Source organism: Corynebacterium belfantii, from assembly GCF_041898185.1.
GTDB classification, from domain to species: Bacteria; Actinomycetota; Actinomycetes; order Mycobacteriales; family Mycobacteriaceae; genus Corynebacterium; species Corynebacterium belfantii.
In genome coordinates this window covers 1942167-1961275 of record NZ_CP157823.1, presented here as the reverse complement: position 1 = coordinate 1961275, position 19109 = coordinate 1942167, and the positions used below count along the sequence as shown (strand labels likewise).

Sequence of the window (19109 nt, the reverse complement as noted above, 5' to 3'; positions counted from 1 at the left end):
AACTTTCAAATACGGGTTAAAGATTTCCCACAATATAACACTAACTTCCCATAAGGTGAGATTCGGGGGTTATGTGTGATGGGAGACTGCTGTCGCCATGCGGTCGATTGCCTCTTCTAGGATCTCTCGGGAGGTGGCAAAGTTGAGGCGACAAAACCCTGTGCCATCTTTGCCGAACCATGCACCATCATTCATTGCTACCTTGGCTTTTTCAATAAAGAATTCTGATGGTGATCCTTCAATGGTGGTATCTCTGAAGTCAATCCACATCAAGTAGGTCGCTTGCATTGGGGTGATCTTGGCACCTGGGATTCTTTTCGGAATCTCACGGAGCAAGAAATCATGGTTGCTCTTGAGATAGGCCACTTCTTGATTAAGAAAATCTGTGCCATGCCGGTAAGCGGCTTCTGCTGCGATAAGCCCGAGTGTAGAAGCACCATCTTTAATCACTGGACTAAGCTGCTGCCAATGCTCAGCATCGGAGGGGTTGCTGAATATGATTTGGGCACATTTGAGGCCGGCGATGTTCCATGCTTTGGATGGTGCCGTAATCGTAATGCACATGGACGCAGCTGTGTCGGATACTCCTGCGGTGACGGTGTGCTGCCCGTCGAAAACTAAGGGTGCGTGGATTTCGTCTACAAGTACGCGAGCATCGTAGCTTTGGGCTAGATTGCAAAGCTCGTCGAGCCATTCGGCTGAGAAAATCATTCCAAGTGGGTTATACGGGTTGCACAGCAGGATGGAACGTGCACCAGCTTGGAAACCTTTTTCGACTTCGTGTAGGTCGATACCTCCAGTGGCATCGATAAACACACCTTTGCGTTGGGTGGCGGAGAGTAGATGAAAAAATGGGGGGTAGGCGGGGGTCGGAACAATGACCTTGGATTGTGCTGGGGTGAAATGATCGATCGCTAGATAGAGTCCGCGTACTACGTCGGGGATTGGAAATATCCATTCTGGGCGTGCTTGGTAGCCGTAGCGATCTGCATAGAATTCTGCGGTTGCTTGCGAAAGCAGGCAGCCATCGGGTTGATAGCCGAAGGCTTCTCTTTGAACTGCGTCAGTTATGGCTTGGTGTACGGCGGGGCAAGTGGAAAAATCGGATTCTGCTACCCACAGCGGTAGGACATCTTGTCCATACCGTGTCCATTTCATGGTGTGGCGAGCGCGGAGATCTTCAATTGATGGGAATTGCATCGGTTGGCCTTTCTTTGCTCATGAATGGAACCCAAAGCGCTTGAGTTGTTCTTTACTGTCATCGGAGGCGTTTGCAGTCAGTTTAAGAAGTTCCGCGTAAATTCCCCCTGAATGTGCGAGTTCTTGTGGTGAACCAATTTCATCGACTGCGCCGTTTTTCAAGGTGATGATCATATCTACGTCCGCAATTGTGGAAAGTCGATGGGCGATGATAAGCGTTGTGCGTCCCCGCATCAGCTCTTCGAGTCCAGCTTGTACTGCCAATTCCGACTTTGTGTCGAGCGCTGATGTTGCTTCGTCGAGTACGAGAATCGGTGCATCTTTGAGCATTGCACGGGCGACTGAAACACGTTGTTTTTGCCCGCCAGATAGCCGCAAACCACGTTCGCCGATTAGGGTGTCGTATCCCTGTGGGAAGTTCACGATGAAGTCGTGGGCATTTGCCCGCTTTGCGACGGCGATGACTTCCTCTAGGGATGCATCTGGGCGGGCGTACGCTATATTTTCTCGAACGGTACCTGAGAACAGGTTGGACTCTTGGAAGACTACTCCGACGGTTGCGCGTAGATCTTCTGCTGAAATCTCGGATGCTTGTTGACCGCATACATTGAGTGCGCCTTGGGTTGGATTATATAGACCTAGTAGCAGATTAACTAGTGTGGATTTGCCGCCGCCTGATTCTCCTACCAGGGCGATTTTTTGTCCAATATTTGCATGAAAAGACACATTGTGGAGTACTTCTTCGCCTTCGTTATAAGCGAAGGAAACATCGCGGAAATCTAAGGCAGGTTTACCGGAAACAGGAAGGAGTGGCTGGGTGGGTGCTGTATCTAGTTGTGGCAATCCTGTGGCGGTGGTGGCTGCGGATATTTCAGGATTTACTGTTGGCTCGAGGTGCTGCTCCATTACTTCGAAGTAGTCTTTTGAACCTGTAATTGCGCGTTGGGTTGTATCGACCATCCAGCTCATCATTGTCATAGGGGTGCGTGCCATATTGACCAGCTGGATGAGCAGGACCATGTCTCCCAGGGTGAAATATCCATGGAGGGTGCGATAGAAAAGAACGAGGTAGATGGCAAAGAATACGAGATTCATGCTGCCGGTGCGCAGCGTGTCCATGAAATGCCAGAATCGGGATTGCTGGCGGGTAAAAGTTACTGTTTCTTCGTAGTGTTCACCAAAGGAATGCAGTTCTCTAGTTTCGGATACGAAGCTCTTAACTACCTTGACCTGGCTTACAACCTCAGCGAATCGACCTCCTGCCAAATCAATTTGCTCGTTCTTTTTCCCCTCTATTACTTGCCATTTCTTACTCGTTAGGGAAGTAAGCCACATATAAATAGGAATGATTGTTGTTAGAAGAACGGCCAAAGGCCAGTAATAGGTGGCAGCAATTCCCAAAACCGCGGCGATAGATATCAGCATCGGAAAGAAGTTATTAGCCATTGCTTGAAGTGCCTGGGTAATCGAAGTGATCGAGCGGTCTAGGCGGGCGATAATCGTTCCGGTAACTTGGTCGTCAAAATACCGTTGCGGCATTCCGAGTAGCTGGGCGAAATACCGTGTTGAGAGAATTTGACGGAGCTTAGCTGCGAGTACGTCACCGACGTATCCACCGATATTGTTCAAAATCGTGTTGGCTAGCTGTACGATCAGCAATGCTATGGAAAGCCAAACGACACGCCTTGTGGCGTCGTCGATCGGCATATCGCTGTTGACGGCCTCTACGATCGTGTCGGTCGCGTCTTTAATAATGAAGGGAGTGATCAGCGCTAAGACTGCAACAGTGATTGCAGAAAACACCACGCCGACGTAAAACGGCCATAGTGCCGAAGCACTACGTAAGATTCTTGCTATAGATCGCACGGTTGAAGTTCATCACTTTCGATAGTTGAGAAGTCAGCAATTTCTAATGGTGCCATACAAGGCTGATGCGTAAAATTGAGCGAAGTCCGATTTATTACCGATGAGGAAGTTATTGATGATGTCCGTTTCCCTTTCACGTTTAACAGTAGGGGTAGTGCTCGTTGCCTCTGTGGCGGCACTTGCAGCGTGTAGCTCTGATAAATCAGACACCCCTAACGTGGCGGTGACGACGACTTCTGAGTCTGCGGCAGAGTTTAAAGAAAAAAATGTCAGCCCTGTCAAAGTTGAATTTATTAACGCTCCGGAAAAAGACCCAGGCTTAAACGTCGAATGGGAAATCCAAGGAACTGGTTACAACAACGAAGGATCTGGGTCGGTCATATATGTTCGAATGAAAAATTTGAATGACGTAGCTATCCCCGCCGATGCTTTTGATGATCCTGTGCTCACCATTAACGGTACGGAGACACCACGGGTTGAAGCCGGCACCGTTGACCTCGATCTTCCTTTAGGGCCTGGCGCCACTACGAACCTGCAGTTCGCTTTCGATGCTGGATATGGCAGCTTGAGTGATGCCAAGTTAGTACTTGGAAATTGCATCTTCGAAGGAAATCTAAGCAACATTTAGAGCAGCCCCTGAGTATCTAGAGCTCTAATTATCAGAGACCCCTAGTGGGTCTCTTTTATAACATTAGCATAGTTCGAAAAAAATTGCGAATAACGCTTGTATGTTTTACGGAGGGGGAGTAGTGTGGAGGCATCCAAAGGGGGAAGGATGAGATAATTAGGCCATTGAGGAGGGGAAATGGAATTTTTTGAAACTGCAACCCAGGTGATCCGCTGTGTGTAGATGAATGTAGACTGCAGAAATTCGAATATTTGCGCTGGGTTCGTTTATTGTCTAGTGGTGATGAGAACGTGCTCTCATACTGTGCCTCCATAGGCGCGAGGCTGGGGAAGTCTGAGAGGTATGTGTTACGGCGTATCGACGCCTTCTCTATGCTGTTGAAGCTGTCCAAAGTGCATGAATTGCAGCTAAAAATGTGGCATTTGGATATCACGCGTTTGATGGTTATCGCGCAGGCATTGTCGGGAGTTGAAAGGGAAGTAATTGAGGAGATCGATGCACCTTTATCGAAGTTTTAACTCCCAAGCGTGATAATCAGAAAATGCCCGGACCAAAAGCGATTAAGAATTTTATTGTCGACTAATTGGTGAGGGTGGAAGATGCTGTAGAAGAAGCGGAATCGCCTCCAGAATTAACAATAGATTTTTATGAAGCTGGAAACGGAAAACGGGCATTAATGCGGTTGTGGATAATGTAACTGCCTCCATATTCCGAGAGCAGTTAATGTAGTTAGCAAAAGCGCATGAATGTGATGATTCTTCGGCATTGCTATTAATGGCTACTAAAGAAGGGAAATCCGTAACTATCAGCCTCTACAAGGGGGATAATTTTGGCGAGCTCATGACCGCTGGCGGGTATAGGTTGGATAAAAAGTCGGTCGACCTTGTATTCCTCAATACTTCACGACGCTCTCTGGAGGGGGTCGAGAATGCGGAAACTCGTGGATATAGTTTCACTCCGTCGATGCGTGCATATATCCAAGCTAGAGATGGAGTATGTAGGTTTCCAGGGTGTTCGATCCGCGCTGTCAACTGCGAGATAGACCATGTTGAAGAGTACGGCCTAGGGGAAACTGCCGCGCGAAACGCTGAATGTTTATGTAGAAGGCACCATAACCTGAAAGCCTCTAAGGCTGTTAATTGTGAAATAAGCGATGGTGCATCCGTGTCATGGATCCTAGAAGATAGTACGAAAGTTGTAACACTTCCGGAGGGAATATAATCCACGGACCGAATATTAGGTCAAACTTTTGCATAAAGGGTTGCAGATAGGATTCGTTGCCGCAAGCTGCGTATGCATAAAAATTCATGTGACGATGTGCCATTTTGTCGGGGGTAGCGCATATTCTACTGACCTTGGGTTTTGCGTGATTTGGGGCTAGACGAAAGATGGAGTGGAACCTAGTTTTGGTCTCACAACGTCTAAACATTGTGAGTGCGACTGCAAACTGTTTCCTTCACAGGTTGAGGAAACGGTGGCAGGCGGACCGTTCAATTTCCATTTGTGGGTACGCCTCCGGCCTCTAGGCTTAAGGACAGGGAAGAGCCCGTCATGAGATTTCTAAATAAAGGGGGAAATAACCTCATGCGCCACCTCATCCGAGGAAAACATGCACAGTTGCACTCGAAACCAGCGGTGCTTTTCGCACTGCTGACCACGCTGGCCCTCGCAGGGTGCGAAGGGAGTTCGCCTTCGAGCTCGGCTCAAGGAACCTCAACCCCGTTGAGTCCTGAGTCTGCTGAAGCAACTTTCTTCAATCCCTGCGAGGTGCTCAGTGCGGAAGATTTCGCTGAAATGGGATTGGTTCGTACTGAAGATCCAGTGCATTACGAACGACCCCACAATGTGGATTGTAATTTTTTGAAATTTGGAAAGAATTCAATTGATGGGTTCTATATGATTGTATCTGACGACTTGAATAAAGAAAGAATTACGCCCAATGTGAGATTTATTGAAGGTGATTTTAAAGATGAAGTAGAAGGATCATATTCTTATGACAGGCAAGGCGGTCTATTTGTTATCGATTGTGAAGCGGCGATCGAGACACCGTATGGACGATTAGCCGCTTCTGCAAGTTCCATTATTCCTGATCGTTCTGAAAAAGAATTTTGCGACGAAGCTAATGAAATTTTAGCTAAGGTATATAAACATTTAGGGGGATAAATGTTGATCGAAATAAATCCACAAGTTCTAAACCAAAATGTACAGAACTTGGATACAGTTCTTGGTTTTGCTTCCAGGGGCGCTGGTCGTGCTGGGAGGACAACCCTAGATGGCCATTACTCCAGTATTTCTGGTTTTGATCAACTTGGTGCGAGTCACGGTGCTGTCATAAAGGGTGGGATTGGCTCTGCGATGAAGACCATGCAGCAGTTGACTGAACAAGTCAATTGGCTGAAAGAGGCGCTAAATTCGAGTCGATTAGCATTTTCATCGCAAAATAATTTTGTTTCTAGGGGGATGGATATTGCTGATGAGGGTGGCAATGTCGGTGGGGAAGAAGTAGCTTTCCCGAATCGTCCGGATGTTGTCTATGAGGATTTCTCTTTCCCTCAGCCGGTGGTTCAGAAGGCTTCGTCAATTGATGAACTTGCGGCTGCGTTTGCTTCGACTAACGATTCAGAGGTTGAAGAGGCTGTCGCGACTTGGAAGTCGTTGTCCGAGATGGCAACTGAAGCTTCCCAGAATTTGCGTAATGTGGCAGCTGAAGTCGGAGAGCACAATCACGGAGCTGTCTTTGATAAGGCGGTGGAAAGAATCGGTGAGATTGCAGCGAATGCGGAATCTTTCGCGGCTAATGCCTCCACTATGGCTAACCATGTCGGTTTGATGTCGCAACTAAAAACTATGCGAATGTCGGATGTATTGTCGGCACAACAAGCGCTAAGCAAAATTGAGAATCCGATGGAGCGCAAGGTTCTTGAAGAAGAACTCCTTTCGCGGCTGCGATCAGCGATCCAGTCAGATGTTGGACAAAGCGTACCGGTGATCCGAAACTTAGTAACAATGCGTTCGAACGGCGGTAATTCGGGGCAAAGCATCGCAACGGGCATGGGAACTATCGCCGGTGATGGAAAGTTTTCTCATGCGGGGCTTAGCTCAGCATCTGGTGCCACTTTGCAACCTGCAACAATGGGGCAACATCCTGATAACTTAGGCGACTTTGCTGCTGGCAATAGTAGAGCCGGTCAGTCGATTGATCCTTTTAGCTTGTCAACACAGCAGGCTGGTTGGACAAGCCCTGAATTCCAACAGAGCGGTGGAGCATCTTCTGGTTTGAACTCGATAAAAGCTCCGCTCACCAGTACTTATTCAAGCATGCCTGCATCATCGGGTACGTTTGGTGCACCTGTATTAACACCGGCATCTGCGCAGACGGTATCCACACACCCCAGTTCTGCTACTGGATGGGGAGCTACTCCGATCGGTTCGCGCGCAGCCGCGATGGCAATGCATCCAAGCGCTGGGGGACCGCATAACTCTAAACTGCACAATTCTGGTCTAAACGGTACCTCGAAGATGGGTAATTCCAGCATTGCGCAATTGGGTGCGTCACCGCAGTCAGGTGTGTCGCGTTCTGCTCCGTTCGGTGCTGCTGGCACGCAGTCTGCTAATAGTGCACGTATGTCTCCGATGATGGGTGCCCCGATGGGGGCGGCTGGTTCAAAAAGGCGGGGTAAAACTAAGAGCGTGACTAGCAGTGTTGAGGAAGACAACAATATTGCGGCGCTGCTGGGAGAGTCTCCCGCTGTGGTTCCTGGCGTCATCGGAAGCTGGGTGCGCGGATAACCGTTAAGGTTATCTGTTATGAATGACGTTGAACTGGTTGTGCTTGCCGATGAATTCGGTAAGCCGTCCGGCACTGCAGTGAAAAGCGAAGTACATACCACCGACACTCCTTTGCATTTTGCGTTCTCGTGTTATGTGCGAAACCGCAAAGGCGAATTGCTCATTACTCGGCGAGCACTGAGCAAAAAGACGTGGCCAGGTGTGTGGACGAACTCCGCTTGTGGGCATCTCATGCCAGGTGAAACTCCAGAACAAGCCGTTGCTCGTAGGGTTCCTCACGAGATTGGGATTTCCCGAGACAAACTGGTCAATATCGCTTGTGTCTTGCCCGATTTTAGTTATCGTGCTGTGGATTCACGCGGCATTGTGGAGTGGGAAATCTGCCCGGTTTTCATTGCAGAGGTGAGAGACGATGCTCTTTTGCCTGAAGCTGAAGAGGTGGACTCACTAGTGTGGGTCGAGCCCAGCAAACTCATTCATGCAGTGCATGCTGCGCCGTTTGCGTTTAGCCCATGGATGGTAGAGCAATTGCAACATGAATCACTTCGTACAGCGCTTATTACTTCATAAAACCAGTACGCACGTGGGCGAGGGGATCGGTGATGGTGTGGTTATGGGAGCCGTCGAGACGCATACTCAGCACTGTGCGTCTCTGGCCGTAGGGCTGCCAAAGTGGGTCATATCCGCGGGCGAAGATGACGGCGATGTCGTGAACTTTGCCTGTGCCGAAAATCTCGGGAAGGTCTTCGCAGTGCAGTGCTGGTTCCCCAGCGAATTCAATGACCCAAGAATTTCGTGCGGCAGCGATTCTCTCAACCCAGCGGCGGATCATGGAATCTGAAGTCAGCTGCGCAAAGTAGGTGTCTTCAGGAAGTTGCTCGATATATTTAGGCAACGCGTCGAGTCCTTTGGCGAAGTACTTTCGTATGTACCTGGACCAACGTGAGTTCTGGAGTTTTTTTACCCCGACAAAGTCGGCGCATTCGTCGGTAGTGTAGGTGACCACTGTAGGTAGTGTGACCAGTTCTTTTGCGTTGAAAGGATGGGGTCCAAAAGCGAGGTCGGTGAAGTAACGGCGGCGTAGTGAAGTTTCAGCACGGACTACTTTTCTGCGTGGCAAGCGCTCGAGCCCTGTCTGAGTAACTGGTGCCGACAACGCCCAGCGGGTAGCGCTTCTGCGATCACCGCCGCGAGGGAATGCTGGGGAAGATACCCATAGACGGCGAAACAGCCCTGTGTAGTGATCGCGGCGTGCAAGCCATAGGGCAATTCCGCCGCCGGCGCTATTGCCCATGACCGTGACATTTGTGGGGTCGCCACCAAAGGTTTCGATATTTTCTTGGACCCATGTCAGCGCCACTGCGCAATCGTCGATGCCACGATAATGGTGGGGTTCTTCCGCGGCAAAGGGGGTAAAACCTTGGATTCCCAGGCGGTAGTCAATGCTGACCACCACGACTTTGTCTTCGGCAAAGGTCAGTCCCGAAATATCATCGCGGGAGCCTTCGAAATAGGCGCCACCGTGGATATAAACAATGACGGGGTAATCGGCGTAGCGATGAGCTGCTTTAGGTGCGGTGATTGTCGCATGGAGCTCAGTCCGGTAATTATTGTGATAATCGCCTTGGGTGGGGGTAAAGCAACGAACTGCTGCGGAGTACTCGGAGGGCAAGGTGGCGTAGGCGACGGCGTCGAAACGCGCTGCGTTGCCGTGGACGGTTCCGACGTACGGTCCTATGGTGATCTGCTCGGACATGGCGTTAACTTTAGTACGATTGCACTTTATGACTAATCCTTTGCTTCAACCTTCAAACTTGCCGTACCAATTGCCTCCCTTCGCGGAAATCCGTGTGGAGCATTATCTTCCTGCTTTTACGGAGGCTCTTGCACGACACAGTGCAGAAATTGCTGCGATTGCAAACAATCCAGAACCTGCCACGTGGGAAAACACGGTCGAGGCTTGGGAGCGAAGCGGTCGCGATTTGGAACGAGTGGCGGCAGTCTTTTTTAACTTGCATGGCACGGATTCCAACGCGGAAATGGATGAGATTGCTGCGGAGATCGCGCCAGTACTGGCGCAGCATTCAGATGAGATGTATCTCAACGCTGAGCTGTTCGAAAGGATTAAGCAGTGCACTCCACCAGCGGATTCAGAGTCGCAGCGCCTGCATGAACACATCATCAGGACGTTTACTCGCCACGGTGCTGGCCTAGAAGATGTTGCACGTTTGAAAGAAATAAATGCGCGGTTGTCGGTGCTTTCCGATAAATTTGGCCGCAATTTATTAGAGTCCACGCAGAAATTAGCGGTGGGATTTGCATCAAAAGATGAGCTCGCGGGGCTAAGTGAGGCCCGCATTGAGTCGGCGGCTGCTGATGCGAAAGCTTTGGGACGCGACGGCTATGTGCTTCCGCTAGGGTTGCCGACGGTCCAAGGGGAACAGAGCGCGTTGGAGAATCCGCAATCTCGGCAGCGGGTATATGAGGCGTCGCAACGCAGAGGCGCTGATAACAATCTTGATGTGTTGGTGGAAATGGTGCAGCTGCGGGCGGAGCGGGCCGAATTGCTGGGATACCCCACGCATGCTGATTATGTGATTTCTGAGGAAACCGCCGGAAGTGCAAAAGCTGCGCGAAAGCTTCTTTACGATTTGGCACCCGCGGCGACCGCAAATGCCCTGGCGGAAAAGAAGCTGTTGTCAGAAGCTGCTGGTCAAGACATCACTCCTGCCGATTGGCCATACTGGGAATCTCACGTACGACGCCGCGATTATGCGCTCGACGAGGAAGAACTGTCGCAGCATTTTCCGTTGAAGAAAGTGCTTGTCAACGGAGTCTTCTTCGCCGCACATCGCCTCTACGGTATTACTGTGGAGCCGCGCCCAGATCTGGAAGGCTATGCGCCTGGCGTTGAGGTATGGGAGGTCAAGGATGAAGACGGCAGTGGCATCGGCCTATTGCTGACTGATTACTATGGGCGGCCGTCGAAACGCGGTGGTGCTTGGATGAGTAGCTTTGTCGATCAGTCAGAGTTGTTGGGCACAAAACCTGTTGTTGTCAATGTTATGGGGCTTACCGCGCCGACTGATGGTTCGGATGCTTTGCTGAGTATTGATTCTCTGACCACCGTATTCCATGAGTTCGGCCACGCGCTTCATGGTTTGCTGTCTCAAGTGCGTTATCCCACGTTCTCGGGAACGAATGTGCCACGTGACTATGTGGAGTTCCCGTCACAAATCAACGAAAACTGGGCATTCGAGCCGGAAGTCTTGCGTAACTATGCGCCGAATCTTCCTGCACATGTGGTTGACGCTATTGAAGAAGCCCGCCAGTTTGGTCAAGGATTCGCCACAACTGAATACCTTGCTGCGGCGATCATCGATCTCGCGTGGCATTCGTTGACAAGTGCACAAGCTCAAAAGTTGTCGGCCTCAGACATTGAAGAATTTGAGCGTCGTGCACTCGAAGACGCCGGAATCGAAGGCATACAACCTCGCTACAAATCCACCTATTTCAATCATATTTTCGCAGGTGGATACTCTGCTGGCTATTACTCCTACCTATGGGCCGAAGCACTTGATGCTGACGGATTTGATTGGTTCAAGGAACAAGAAGATCCTCGTCAAGCAGGGCAACGTTTCCGCGACCTTGTGCTTTCACGAGGCGGGGCTGACGATTTTACCGCGGCCTATGAAGCGCTGCGGGGACGCGAAAAAGATGTCGCACCACTGCTACGTCGCAGGGGTCTAGCGGGAGCCATGTGATGTCCATCTTTGACACCCCCAGCCAGATACTCACCACAGCACCACTGTGGATTCAAACCCCTGTGGTGCTGATCGTGTCCGTGCCGTTGTGCGCAGCGCTGGCACTCGGCTGGTTAAGGCTTATCGACGTCCTTGGTGCAAGGCTACTGCGCGTAAAACGGTGGGCAGAGGCTAAAGTAATGAAGCACACTGACGAGTAGGAAAGCAGGAAACCATGGCTAATCCAGAGGAGCTAAGAAAGCAGGACCAACGCCTCCCTAAACGAAAGAGGAAATATCCTCAATCGCGGGTGACGCAGGCCCTGTATCTCCTGATTATCCTCGTCGTAATCGCGTGGCTTTTAAGCCTAATGTAGGCGAGTCGACGCCTTTGTTACCGTTTGATAGACGGGGTTTTCGGCCAAGTCCTCGATAAGGACTGGAGTGCCGGACTCGTCGCAGAGCGGAATACACCAGTTTGGGTACTGATCCGAGGTCGTACCCGGCTGGTTTTGAGCGCGCTTATCGGCTACAAGATCCACCAATGCGGTGCAGGTCAGAGCTGATGGCGTACCTGCCAAGAAGCGGTGAAGTGCGGAAAGCAATTCGACGGACCTGCCGCGGTCTGCACGATCTACACCGTGGAATTCGGCAGGAACGATGGACTCAAATGCACCAGAGTTGCGAACTACATTGAGGATGTCTGCCTGCCAGTCCAAATCCTCGGCATACTCAGTTGCTACATCGGTGGTAAGAATTCCGAGTTCCTCACGCAACGCAATGTGCTCGCCTGCAAGGTAGCCAGCTGTTGGTGGCAGATCATGGGTGGTTACTGAGGTCAGCGCCAACTGACGGTACTCGTGCTGCCTGCGTGGGCCACCTTCTGGGGAGCTTTCGAACCACAGCACTGAAGTACCCATGATGCCTCGGGATGCAAGGAAGTCTTGGACCCATGGCTCGAAGGTACCGAGGTCTTCACCGATGACCACTGCGCCTGCACGCTCTGCCTCAAGAGCGAGTACGCCCACAAGTGCGTTGTGATCGTAGTTGACGTAAGTACCCGTTTGTGGGGACTGGGTGCGAGGAATCCAGAACAAGCGGAAAAGACCAAGAATGTGGTCAACACGGACACCACCGGCGTGGCGAAGTACCGTGCGCAGCAGGTCACGCCAGGGGATATAGCCGGACTCTGCTAGGCGATCTGGGTGCCATGGTGGCTGCGACCAGTCTTGGCCTTGATGGTTGTAGCTATCTGGTGGCGCACCCACAGAAGCGCGGGCGACTAGGGTGTCGGCAAGCGAAAGTGCATCGGCACCAGCAGGGTGAATACCCACGGCGAGGTCGGCGACAATACCAATGCTCATACCAGCATCCGTTGCTCGGGTTTGAGCGGCACCCAGCTGCTGATCGCAGATCCATTGCTGCCACATATAGAACTGAACCAAAGACTCTTTTTCTGGAAGAGCGGCATGCGCTGCGGAGCTCTCCAGAACTGCTAGCTCCTGATCTGCACACCATGAAGCGAAGTCGCGTAGGCCTTGGCCTTCGTTGGCAATGAAGTCTTGGAAGTCCTGTTCACGTGCTGGTTCGCGCTCTACGTTGAATACCGCGTGCAGAACTTGCAACTTGGCATCAAAAATTGCATTGCGCTCAATCTTTTCAGAGGTGAGATTAAGCGCTGTGAACTCTGCCGCGAGCTCGGCGATATCGTCTTGCAAGTCATCGTCGAGAAGCAAGTGCTCAGGGATATCCTCAATGCGGATATAAATCGGGTTGATAAACCGCCGCGTAGTAGGCAAGTACGGGGAATCCTCAACAGGTGGCATCGGCTCAGCAGCGTGAAGAGGATTAATCAACAGATAGTCAGCCTGAGGAGCAAGCGTCTCAGCCAGCAGGCCGAGATCGTTGAAATCGCCCATGCCCCAAGAATTCTTACTACGAGCAGAGTACAGCTGTGCCATAACACCGCTGACAGGATTTTCTGCGTACTTATCGGCGGTAGATAGACGCGCTGGGGTTACGATGAGGAAGCAGCTTGAGGTCAGCGTGTCGGAGGTCAAGGTGATGGTGTGCCAGCCCAGTGGAAGGTCGGACGGCAGCTGGAAGGAAGCTTCGCCCCAAGTAATGCCATCTACTTCACGGGGTGGGGTCCAGTTTTCAACCTGGGTAACCTCCGCGGTTGAACCATCTTCCAAAGTGATGGTGATGTCGGCGGGGGCACCGTCGTGAACATGGACGTTGAACACGTAGGGATCACCTTCGACGGCAACCACGCATCGGGGGAGGGGGCGGGTTGCTTCGGCGTCGTAACGCTGTTGCAGCGCATAGCGGATTTGATCCTCGCTAGGCATGGGCCCAGTTAAAGGCTCGTGGTCGGTGGCGGGTTCGTCCTCATTTCCGAAGCAAACTCCGAGGGATCGCAGTGTCTTGACCAGCGTGTCATCGGAAACTTCTACGTGTGCTCCACCGAAACCGGAGTACGACGAAGAGATTGCGTGGGCAGCGGCCAGCTCGCGTAACAAATCTGAGTAACTCACAGTTAACTATTCTGCCATTAACCGCCTGTCTCAAACGGTTTTCGGTTAAACCGACTACATTTGTTGGCGATAGCAGTCGTACAAGGAGAAGCATCGGTGCAAGAAGTAACCGCAGAGGCTAAATACACTATCGGCCCAAATGAGACCTGTTTGACCGCCATGTTGGACACCGCTAAAGCGCGTCCTTTTGGTGTGATGTTTACTCGTCCCAAAAATTATGAGTGGATAAATGTCACATCACAAGAGTTCGTTGAAGAGGTCTTTGAAGTGGCAAAAGGGCTGATTCAGTCCGGCGTGGAACAAGGCGATCGCGTGGCGTTGCTCTCGGAGACACGCTATGAATGGGCGTTGCTTGATTTTGCTATCTGGGCAGCCGGCGCAGTATCCGTGCCAATTTATGGATCATCCTCGCTACGCCAAGTTGAGTGGATTATCGAAGACTCCGGTGCAGTGTTTGCAATCACTGAGACACGAGAGCACTCCGAGTTGATGAAGAACCTCGTGCTTGGCGACGACGGCCACCCGCCGCTCAAGGGATCCCCCTCGCAGCTCCGACGCATCCTAGAAATCAACTCCTCGGCAATTTCGACTTTGAAATTCGAGGGACGTGATGTCCCCGATTCAGTTGTTGAAGAACGCATTGCCAACACGTCGTCAAGCGATCTAGCTTCCTTGGTGTACACCTCGGGCACTACTGGCCGCCCAAAGGGATGCCGTCTCACGCATTACAACTGGTTGTCGCAGGTACGTGGTCTTCTGACAAACGATATTGGTGCTATTGCAGTTCCAGGTAATCGTGTGCTGACTTTCCTGCCGCTTGCGCACGTGCTCGCTCGCGCGGTGTCGCTAGCTGTTGCGATCGGTGGTGCAACGCAATCTCACTGGTCTGACTTCTCAACCATTTCAGTGGAATTCCAACGCGCTCGCCCCAACCTGATTTTGGGAGTTCCGCGCGTATTTGAAAAGGTTCGCAATGGTGCTGCCGCAAACGCCATGGCGTCTAGCCCTATCAAAGGCAAGCTCTTCCTTGAAGCAGAAAAAGTCGCACAAGATTACTCGCGTGCACTGGATACTTCCGAAGGCCCAAGTCGCGCGCTGCAACTGAAGCACAAGGCATTCGACAAACTGGTCTACCGGAAGATTCGTGAGGCTATGGGCAACGCGGTGCGTTACTGCATTTCCGGTGGATCGGCGATCAGCCCAGATCTTATGCACTTCTTCCGCGGGCTCGGCGTCCCTGTCTACGAAGGCTACGGCTTGACCGAAACCACAGCAGCAGCGGCCGTGGACTTTAGCAACCAAGAAATCGGCACCGTCGGCCCACCAATCGGTGGTACTTCGATTCGCATTAACGACGACGGCGAGATCTTGGTCAAAGGCAACATCGTCTTCGACGGTTACTGGAAAAACGAAGAAGCCACTGCCGAAAGCATGCATGATGGCTGGTTCAATACTGGCGACCTAGGCGAAATCCTTGAGTCGGGACACCTAGTGATCACTGGACGAAAGAAAGACCTCATCGTGACAGCAGGCGGAAAGAACGTTTCACCTGGACCGCTGGAAGACTCTCTGCGTTCACACCCACTGATCAGTCAAGCGATGGTGGTAGGCGATGGCAAACCATTTATCGGATTGCTGGTCACACTCGACGAAGACATGCTCAAGCGTTGGAAGCTCAACCGCAACATTCCTGAAGGAAAAACAGTGCGGGATTTGTCTTCCGATCCAGTACTTCGAGCCGAAATCCAAGATGCTATTAACTTGGCAAACTCCACTGTTTCGCATGCTGAAGCGATCAAGAAATTCTATATTCTGGATCGTGATCTGTCAGAGGAGGCAAACGAGCTCACTCCAACGATGAAGGTGAAGCGCAACGTTGTGGCACGTCGATACGCAGACGCTATCGACGCCCTCTACGGGCACTAACCCCACTAATTGACATCGGATTCCAATAAGGTAAATTTGTGTACAAATTGCACATCTAAATCAATAAGGAATCCGGTGTCACCCCTCATCCGCCGTCGCGCCTTTGCAGTGCTCGCAACCATATCCCTCGTTGCCCCCGTACCAGCACTCGCTGGCCCAAATGACAATCTCACCGTCCGCACCAAAGTGCATGTGGATTCACCTAATGCATTCTGGGATAAGAAGGAAAACAACTTCACTCTCAAATCAAAGAGCGGTGACGTTCTTCCGATTGAGGAGACAGTTAACTGGGTAAGTAAAGGTGCGAAGGATCTAGGGGAGTATGTCTACCGCGTACCTAATGACGAGCGATTGAAGTTTTTGGGGAAACCAGGAACTCGACTTTACGGTGGTGGAAATCCTGCGGGAGGTAAGGGCACTCCTATTTGGGCAGGCTTTGGTGCGGATATCAATTTGCCTACCGAGAAACTCCGCGATGGTGCTTTCAACATGGAAATTGTTGATTTCAAGGGCCCCGGTAGAATGGAACTGTTCCGTGGCACCGGTGATCCGACTGATCCAGTAGAACGCTTTTGGTCATCGCATGAAAAAGGCTTGCGAGCCACATGGATAGACAAGGGGAACCATACCCACAATCAGACTACATACACCAAACCAGGACAGTACGAAGTAACTTATCGAGCTTCTGCTCGTACTACAGATGGCACCTTGATTGAATCCAAGCCACAAAAACTTGTCTGGCAAGTTGGCGGAACTGAACCTCGAAAAGATGGCTTAGGCGATGTGAAAAAAGCGTTTGATGCTGCTGCTGACTACGGAGAAGAATCAAAAGGTACCTTCACGATAGAACCATATAAGGGTGATAAATTTACGGCCAGTAAGGATATGACTCGTCTGTCATTGGACACTGGCAACAAAGAAGATTCTGGGCATGCCGTGTTTTATATCGATGGCTTCTATTTAGCCGAAGTTCCGGTTACAAACGGTAAAGCTGAATGGATCGAAATGATCGGTGATGAGGAATCCGATTTCCAAGCCGTCTATATACCAAACGAGGATGCTAAGAATAAGCCTTGGATATCTGCACCTATTACTTTTAAAACCGACGATCAAGTGCAGACAACAACTCGATCAGAAGACGAATTTCCACGAACCTTTGAACAGGATGAAGCACCTGATTTTGATGCTGAAGAGAAGACTCCTACTGGAAATACGGTAAAAGTTTCATCTACTTTGAATGACTTCATCGCAAACGAGGACGAAGACGGTGAATCCAGTACATTTAAAGCTGTTGATCTAACTGTTCAACCAGAAGATGATTCATTGGTAGTGCAGGTAAAAGGTGGGTACTACGAGGTTGAATCTGGCGAAGATATTAACGATGTTATGTCTTCCTAAGAACCTACGTGTATGACAAATTTCATCAGTTTCCCCGGTAATCGCACCACGCGGCACTCCGTTGATGATTGTGAAGGAGAAGGAAATTATGTTCTTGCACTGGATATTATTCCAACTTCGAGAACGATTGCTGGTGGAAAAGCTAGATTTGTTGCTGAACTGAAAGATGGTATCGCAGATACTGAAGGTGGTATTGCTGAGTTTAAAAAAAGCCGATTTAGTGCCCGAAAAAGCATCCTCAACATCTCAAGATGTTGAGGATGCTGGGAAGACTCCAGATGACGAAGAATCTAAACGTGCCGGTTTCGACGGAACCAATGATGGCTCTCTTGTCGGTTCACTTCCTGAATTAACTGATCCTAAGGATGCCGGAACAGGTAGACCACAAGCTGAGTCCGCAGGCGAAGACTTAGCTGTTATTGACATTACTCATGGCCACGTGGATATTGCGCCCCGTGAAGATGGTAACGAATTAACGCTGCGGCTTAAGGACGAAAGCGGTATTGCAGCAAGAGAAGCTACGTGGCGTGAACCGAAGAATGTTCGCTTCATTGTAAAAGAAGACCGTTTGGTTGTTCTCAAGAATGATACTGGTCTACTCGGCAATGAAGGGGAAAAAGTATATATTCTTCCCGAAGATGGTCGCTTTATGAGCAAACACCCTTGGCCTGGTCTAAGCACTGAGGAGCTTTTTGCCAAGACAGGAAAGAACTACACATTCGATTTTAAAACTAAGTCTAAGCCGAAAAACGGTGCATGGATGGCGTTTACTGGCGGAAATAAAGTTAATCCCCTTAAGGTTATCGCCGATTCCTCCGAACCTGCATCTTTCAAAGCCGAAGGCTCCACACACAAACACATGTCGTGGGGTTTTACTGAGCCTGGTATCTATGAAATCGAAGTAACTGTTACTGAAGACGGCGGTAAGACGACTAAGCCTGAAGTTCTTACTTTCGTCGTTGGTGATGCTGCGAAAAGTAAGAAGAACCAAAACGAGAAGAACGGCGCAGCAGCGAAAAAGCCACTGTTTGCTAAGCCAGCCTCGCCAACTGCGCCTAGCCAGGAAACTTCTGATAACGAAAAGGGAAGTCTGCGTCGTATTGAGACAGGCCACCTTGATTTCGGACCAGCGTTTGTCAACGACAAACTTGGTTTCTACATTGGCGACGAGTCGGGGCGCACGACGGACAACACCGATGCTAGCGGCCACCACGTGCACGACCCCAGCAAGGTAGTACTCGTTGTCGGTCCGAACCGGAAGCGCACTCTTGGTAAAGATGTTGAGCTAACCGAGGATACGGAATTTATTGGCAAAGAAGGGGATACCTTCTACCACCTGCCGCTATCTGAGGATCACTCGGCTATCTGGCCTGGCTTTGACACCAACAAGATTGCTCATGCCTTCCCTAAGGGAATGGACATTGAGATCAAGCCAGAAAGTCAGCCTGAAGTTGCACAGTGGTATGCGCATCGATTCTCTAACCTAGGAACTGCTTCCGAGCGAATCGCAGACTCCACGGGTCCTGCTCGCATCCACAACGATGGGCCATTCCATTCACACCTTGATTGGATCTTTACCAAGGCTGGTACGTACAAGATCCAAATGCGTGCAGTCAATGACAAGGATGAGACAGATTGGACCACGATTACCTTCGATGTTGACTCGAACAACGCCACTGCGGGAAGCGTCGATAAGCCTCTAAAGGCTGCTACTCCACTCAGCGGAGCTCCAGTGTCTAAGGCATCGGGGTCGGCATCCAAGAAGAAAGCTGACTCTACAAACAAGAAGAACGAGAAAGATAAGAAGAAGGCGGACAAGTCCAAGTCGGGTCTGCTCGCCAACACTGGTCTAAGCGCAGCAGAGTGGCTGATGGCATTGGCCATGCTTTTTATCGGAGCCGGATTCTGGATTTTGGGCATGAAGCGCATGCGCGACTAAGAAACCTTTTCAACTCACGGCGGGGCATCACCGATACACGCACCAACTGGTTTACAGTTCAGGTTCGTAGCCGGTGATGCCCTC

At 50.7% G+C, this 19109-nt stretch carries 11 protein-coding genes and 2 pseudogenes; 9 read left to right on the top strand and 4 right to left on the bottom strand.

The features are described from left to right. Window positions 1-69: 69 nt before the first annotated feature. Window positions 70-1200: a MalY/PatB family protein gene (locus ABMV07_RS09700; protein WP_374064541.1), complete on the bottom strand. Its 1131-nt coding sequence runs from the start codon at window positions 1198-1200 to the stop codon at window positions 70-72. A gap of 18 nt (window positions 1201-1218) precedes the next feature. Continuing rightward, a complete protein-coding gene (locus tag ABMV07_RS09695) occupies window positions 1219-3066 on the bottom strand; it encodes an ABC transporter ATP-binding protein (protein ID WP_374064540.1) in 1848 nt (615 codons plus the stop codon). 112 nt (window positions 3067-3178) lie between these two features. Here ABMV07_RS09695 and ABMV07_RS09690 point away from each other — a divergent pair, with 112 nt between their 5' ends. The 5 genes and pseudogenes from ABMV07_RS09690 (at window position 3179) to idi (ending at window position 8053) form a co-directional block, all read left to right on the top strand. After that, window positions 3179-3694 carry a hypothetical protein gene (locus ABMV07_RS09690; RefSeq protein ID WP_088267207.1) on the top strand — a complete coding sequence of 172 codons (516 nt, stop codon included), beginning with the start codon at window positions 3179-3181 and terminating at the stop codon, window positions 3692-3694. A 212-nt stretch (window positions 3695-3906) separates the two neighbouring features. Then, window positions 3907-5032: pseudogene (locus ABMV07_RS09685) on the top strand (HNH endonuclease signature motif containing protein). Between the two features lie 246 nt (window positions 5033-5278). Continuing rightward, the gene (locus tag ABMV07_RS09680; RefSeq protein ID WP_088266364.1) at window positions 5279-5857 is read left to right on the top strand and encodes a DUF3558 family protein; all 579 of its coding nucleotides are present in this window, start codon (window positions 5279-5281) and stop codon (window positions 5855-5857) included. Then, window positions 5858-7483, top strand: coding sequence for a hypothetical protein (locus tag ABMV07_RS09675; protein WP_374064539.1), 1626 nt, complete (start codon window positions 5858-5860; stop codon window positions 7481-7483). It abuts the gene before it with no gap. An 18-nt stretch (window positions 7484-7501) separates the two neighbouring features. Continuing rightward, a complete protein-coding gene (gene idi, locus ABMV07_RS09670; RefSeq protein ID WP_374064538.1) occupies window positions 7502-8053 on the top strand; it encodes an isopentenyl-diphosphate Delta-isomerase in 552 nt (183 codons plus the stop codon). Here the strand turns inward: idi and ABMV07_RS09665 are convergent. Continuing rightward, window positions 8043-9239, bottom strand: coding sequence for an alpha/beta fold hydrolase (locus ABMV07_RS09665; protein ID WP_374064537.1), 1197 nt, complete (start codon window positions 9237-9239; stop codon window positions 8043-8045). The two genes, idi and ABMV07_RS09665, sit on opposite strands and share 11 nt — an antisense overlap. On the opposite strand from ABMV07_RS09665, the gene ABMV07_RS09660 reads away from it, so the two are divergent. Together ABMV07_RS09660 and ABMV07_RS09655 are read left to right on the top strand one after the other, a co-directional pair. Next, window positions 9238-11247: a M3 family metallopeptidase gene (locus ABMV07_RS09660; protein WP_374064536.1), complete on the top strand. Its 2010-nt coding sequence runs from the start codon at window positions 9238-9240 to the stop codon at window positions 11245-11247. The two genes, ABMV07_RS09665 and ABMV07_RS09660, sit on opposite strands and share 2 nt — an antisense overlap. Continuing rightward, a complete protein-coding gene (locus ABMV07_RS09655) occupies window positions 11247-11447 on the top strand; it encodes a hypothetical protein (protein ID WP_088266359.1) in 201 nt (66 codons plus the stop codon). The genes ABMV07_RS09660 and ABMV07_RS09655 overlap by 1 nt, the downstream gene beginning before the upstream one ends. Before the next feature lie 146 nt (window positions 11448-11593). On the opposite strand, the gene malQ is transcribed toward ABMV07_RS09655, so the two are convergent. Next, complete coding sequence (gene malQ, locus ABMV07_RS09650) at window positions 11594-13762, bottom strand: 4-alpha-glucanotransferase (RefSeq protein ID WP_374064535.1); 2169 nt, start codon at window positions 13760-13762, stop codon at window positions 11594-11596. A 96-nt stretch (window positions 13763-13858) separates the two neighbouring features. On the opposite strand from malQ, the gene ABMV07_RS09645 reads away from it, so the two are divergent. Both ABMV07_RS09645 and ABMV07_RS14005 read left to right on the top strand, forming a co-directional pair. Further along, window positions 13859-15688, top strand: coding sequence for a long-chain fatty acid--CoA ligase (locus tag ABMV07_RS09645; protein ID WP_088266356.1), 1830 nt, complete (start codon window positions 13859-13861; stop codon window positions 15686-15688). Between the two features lie 75 nt (window positions 15689-15763). Next, window positions 15764-19025: pseudogene (locus tag ABMV07_RS14005) on the top strand (TIGR03773 family transporter-associated surface protein). Window positions 19026-19109 lie beyond the last annotated feature (84 nt).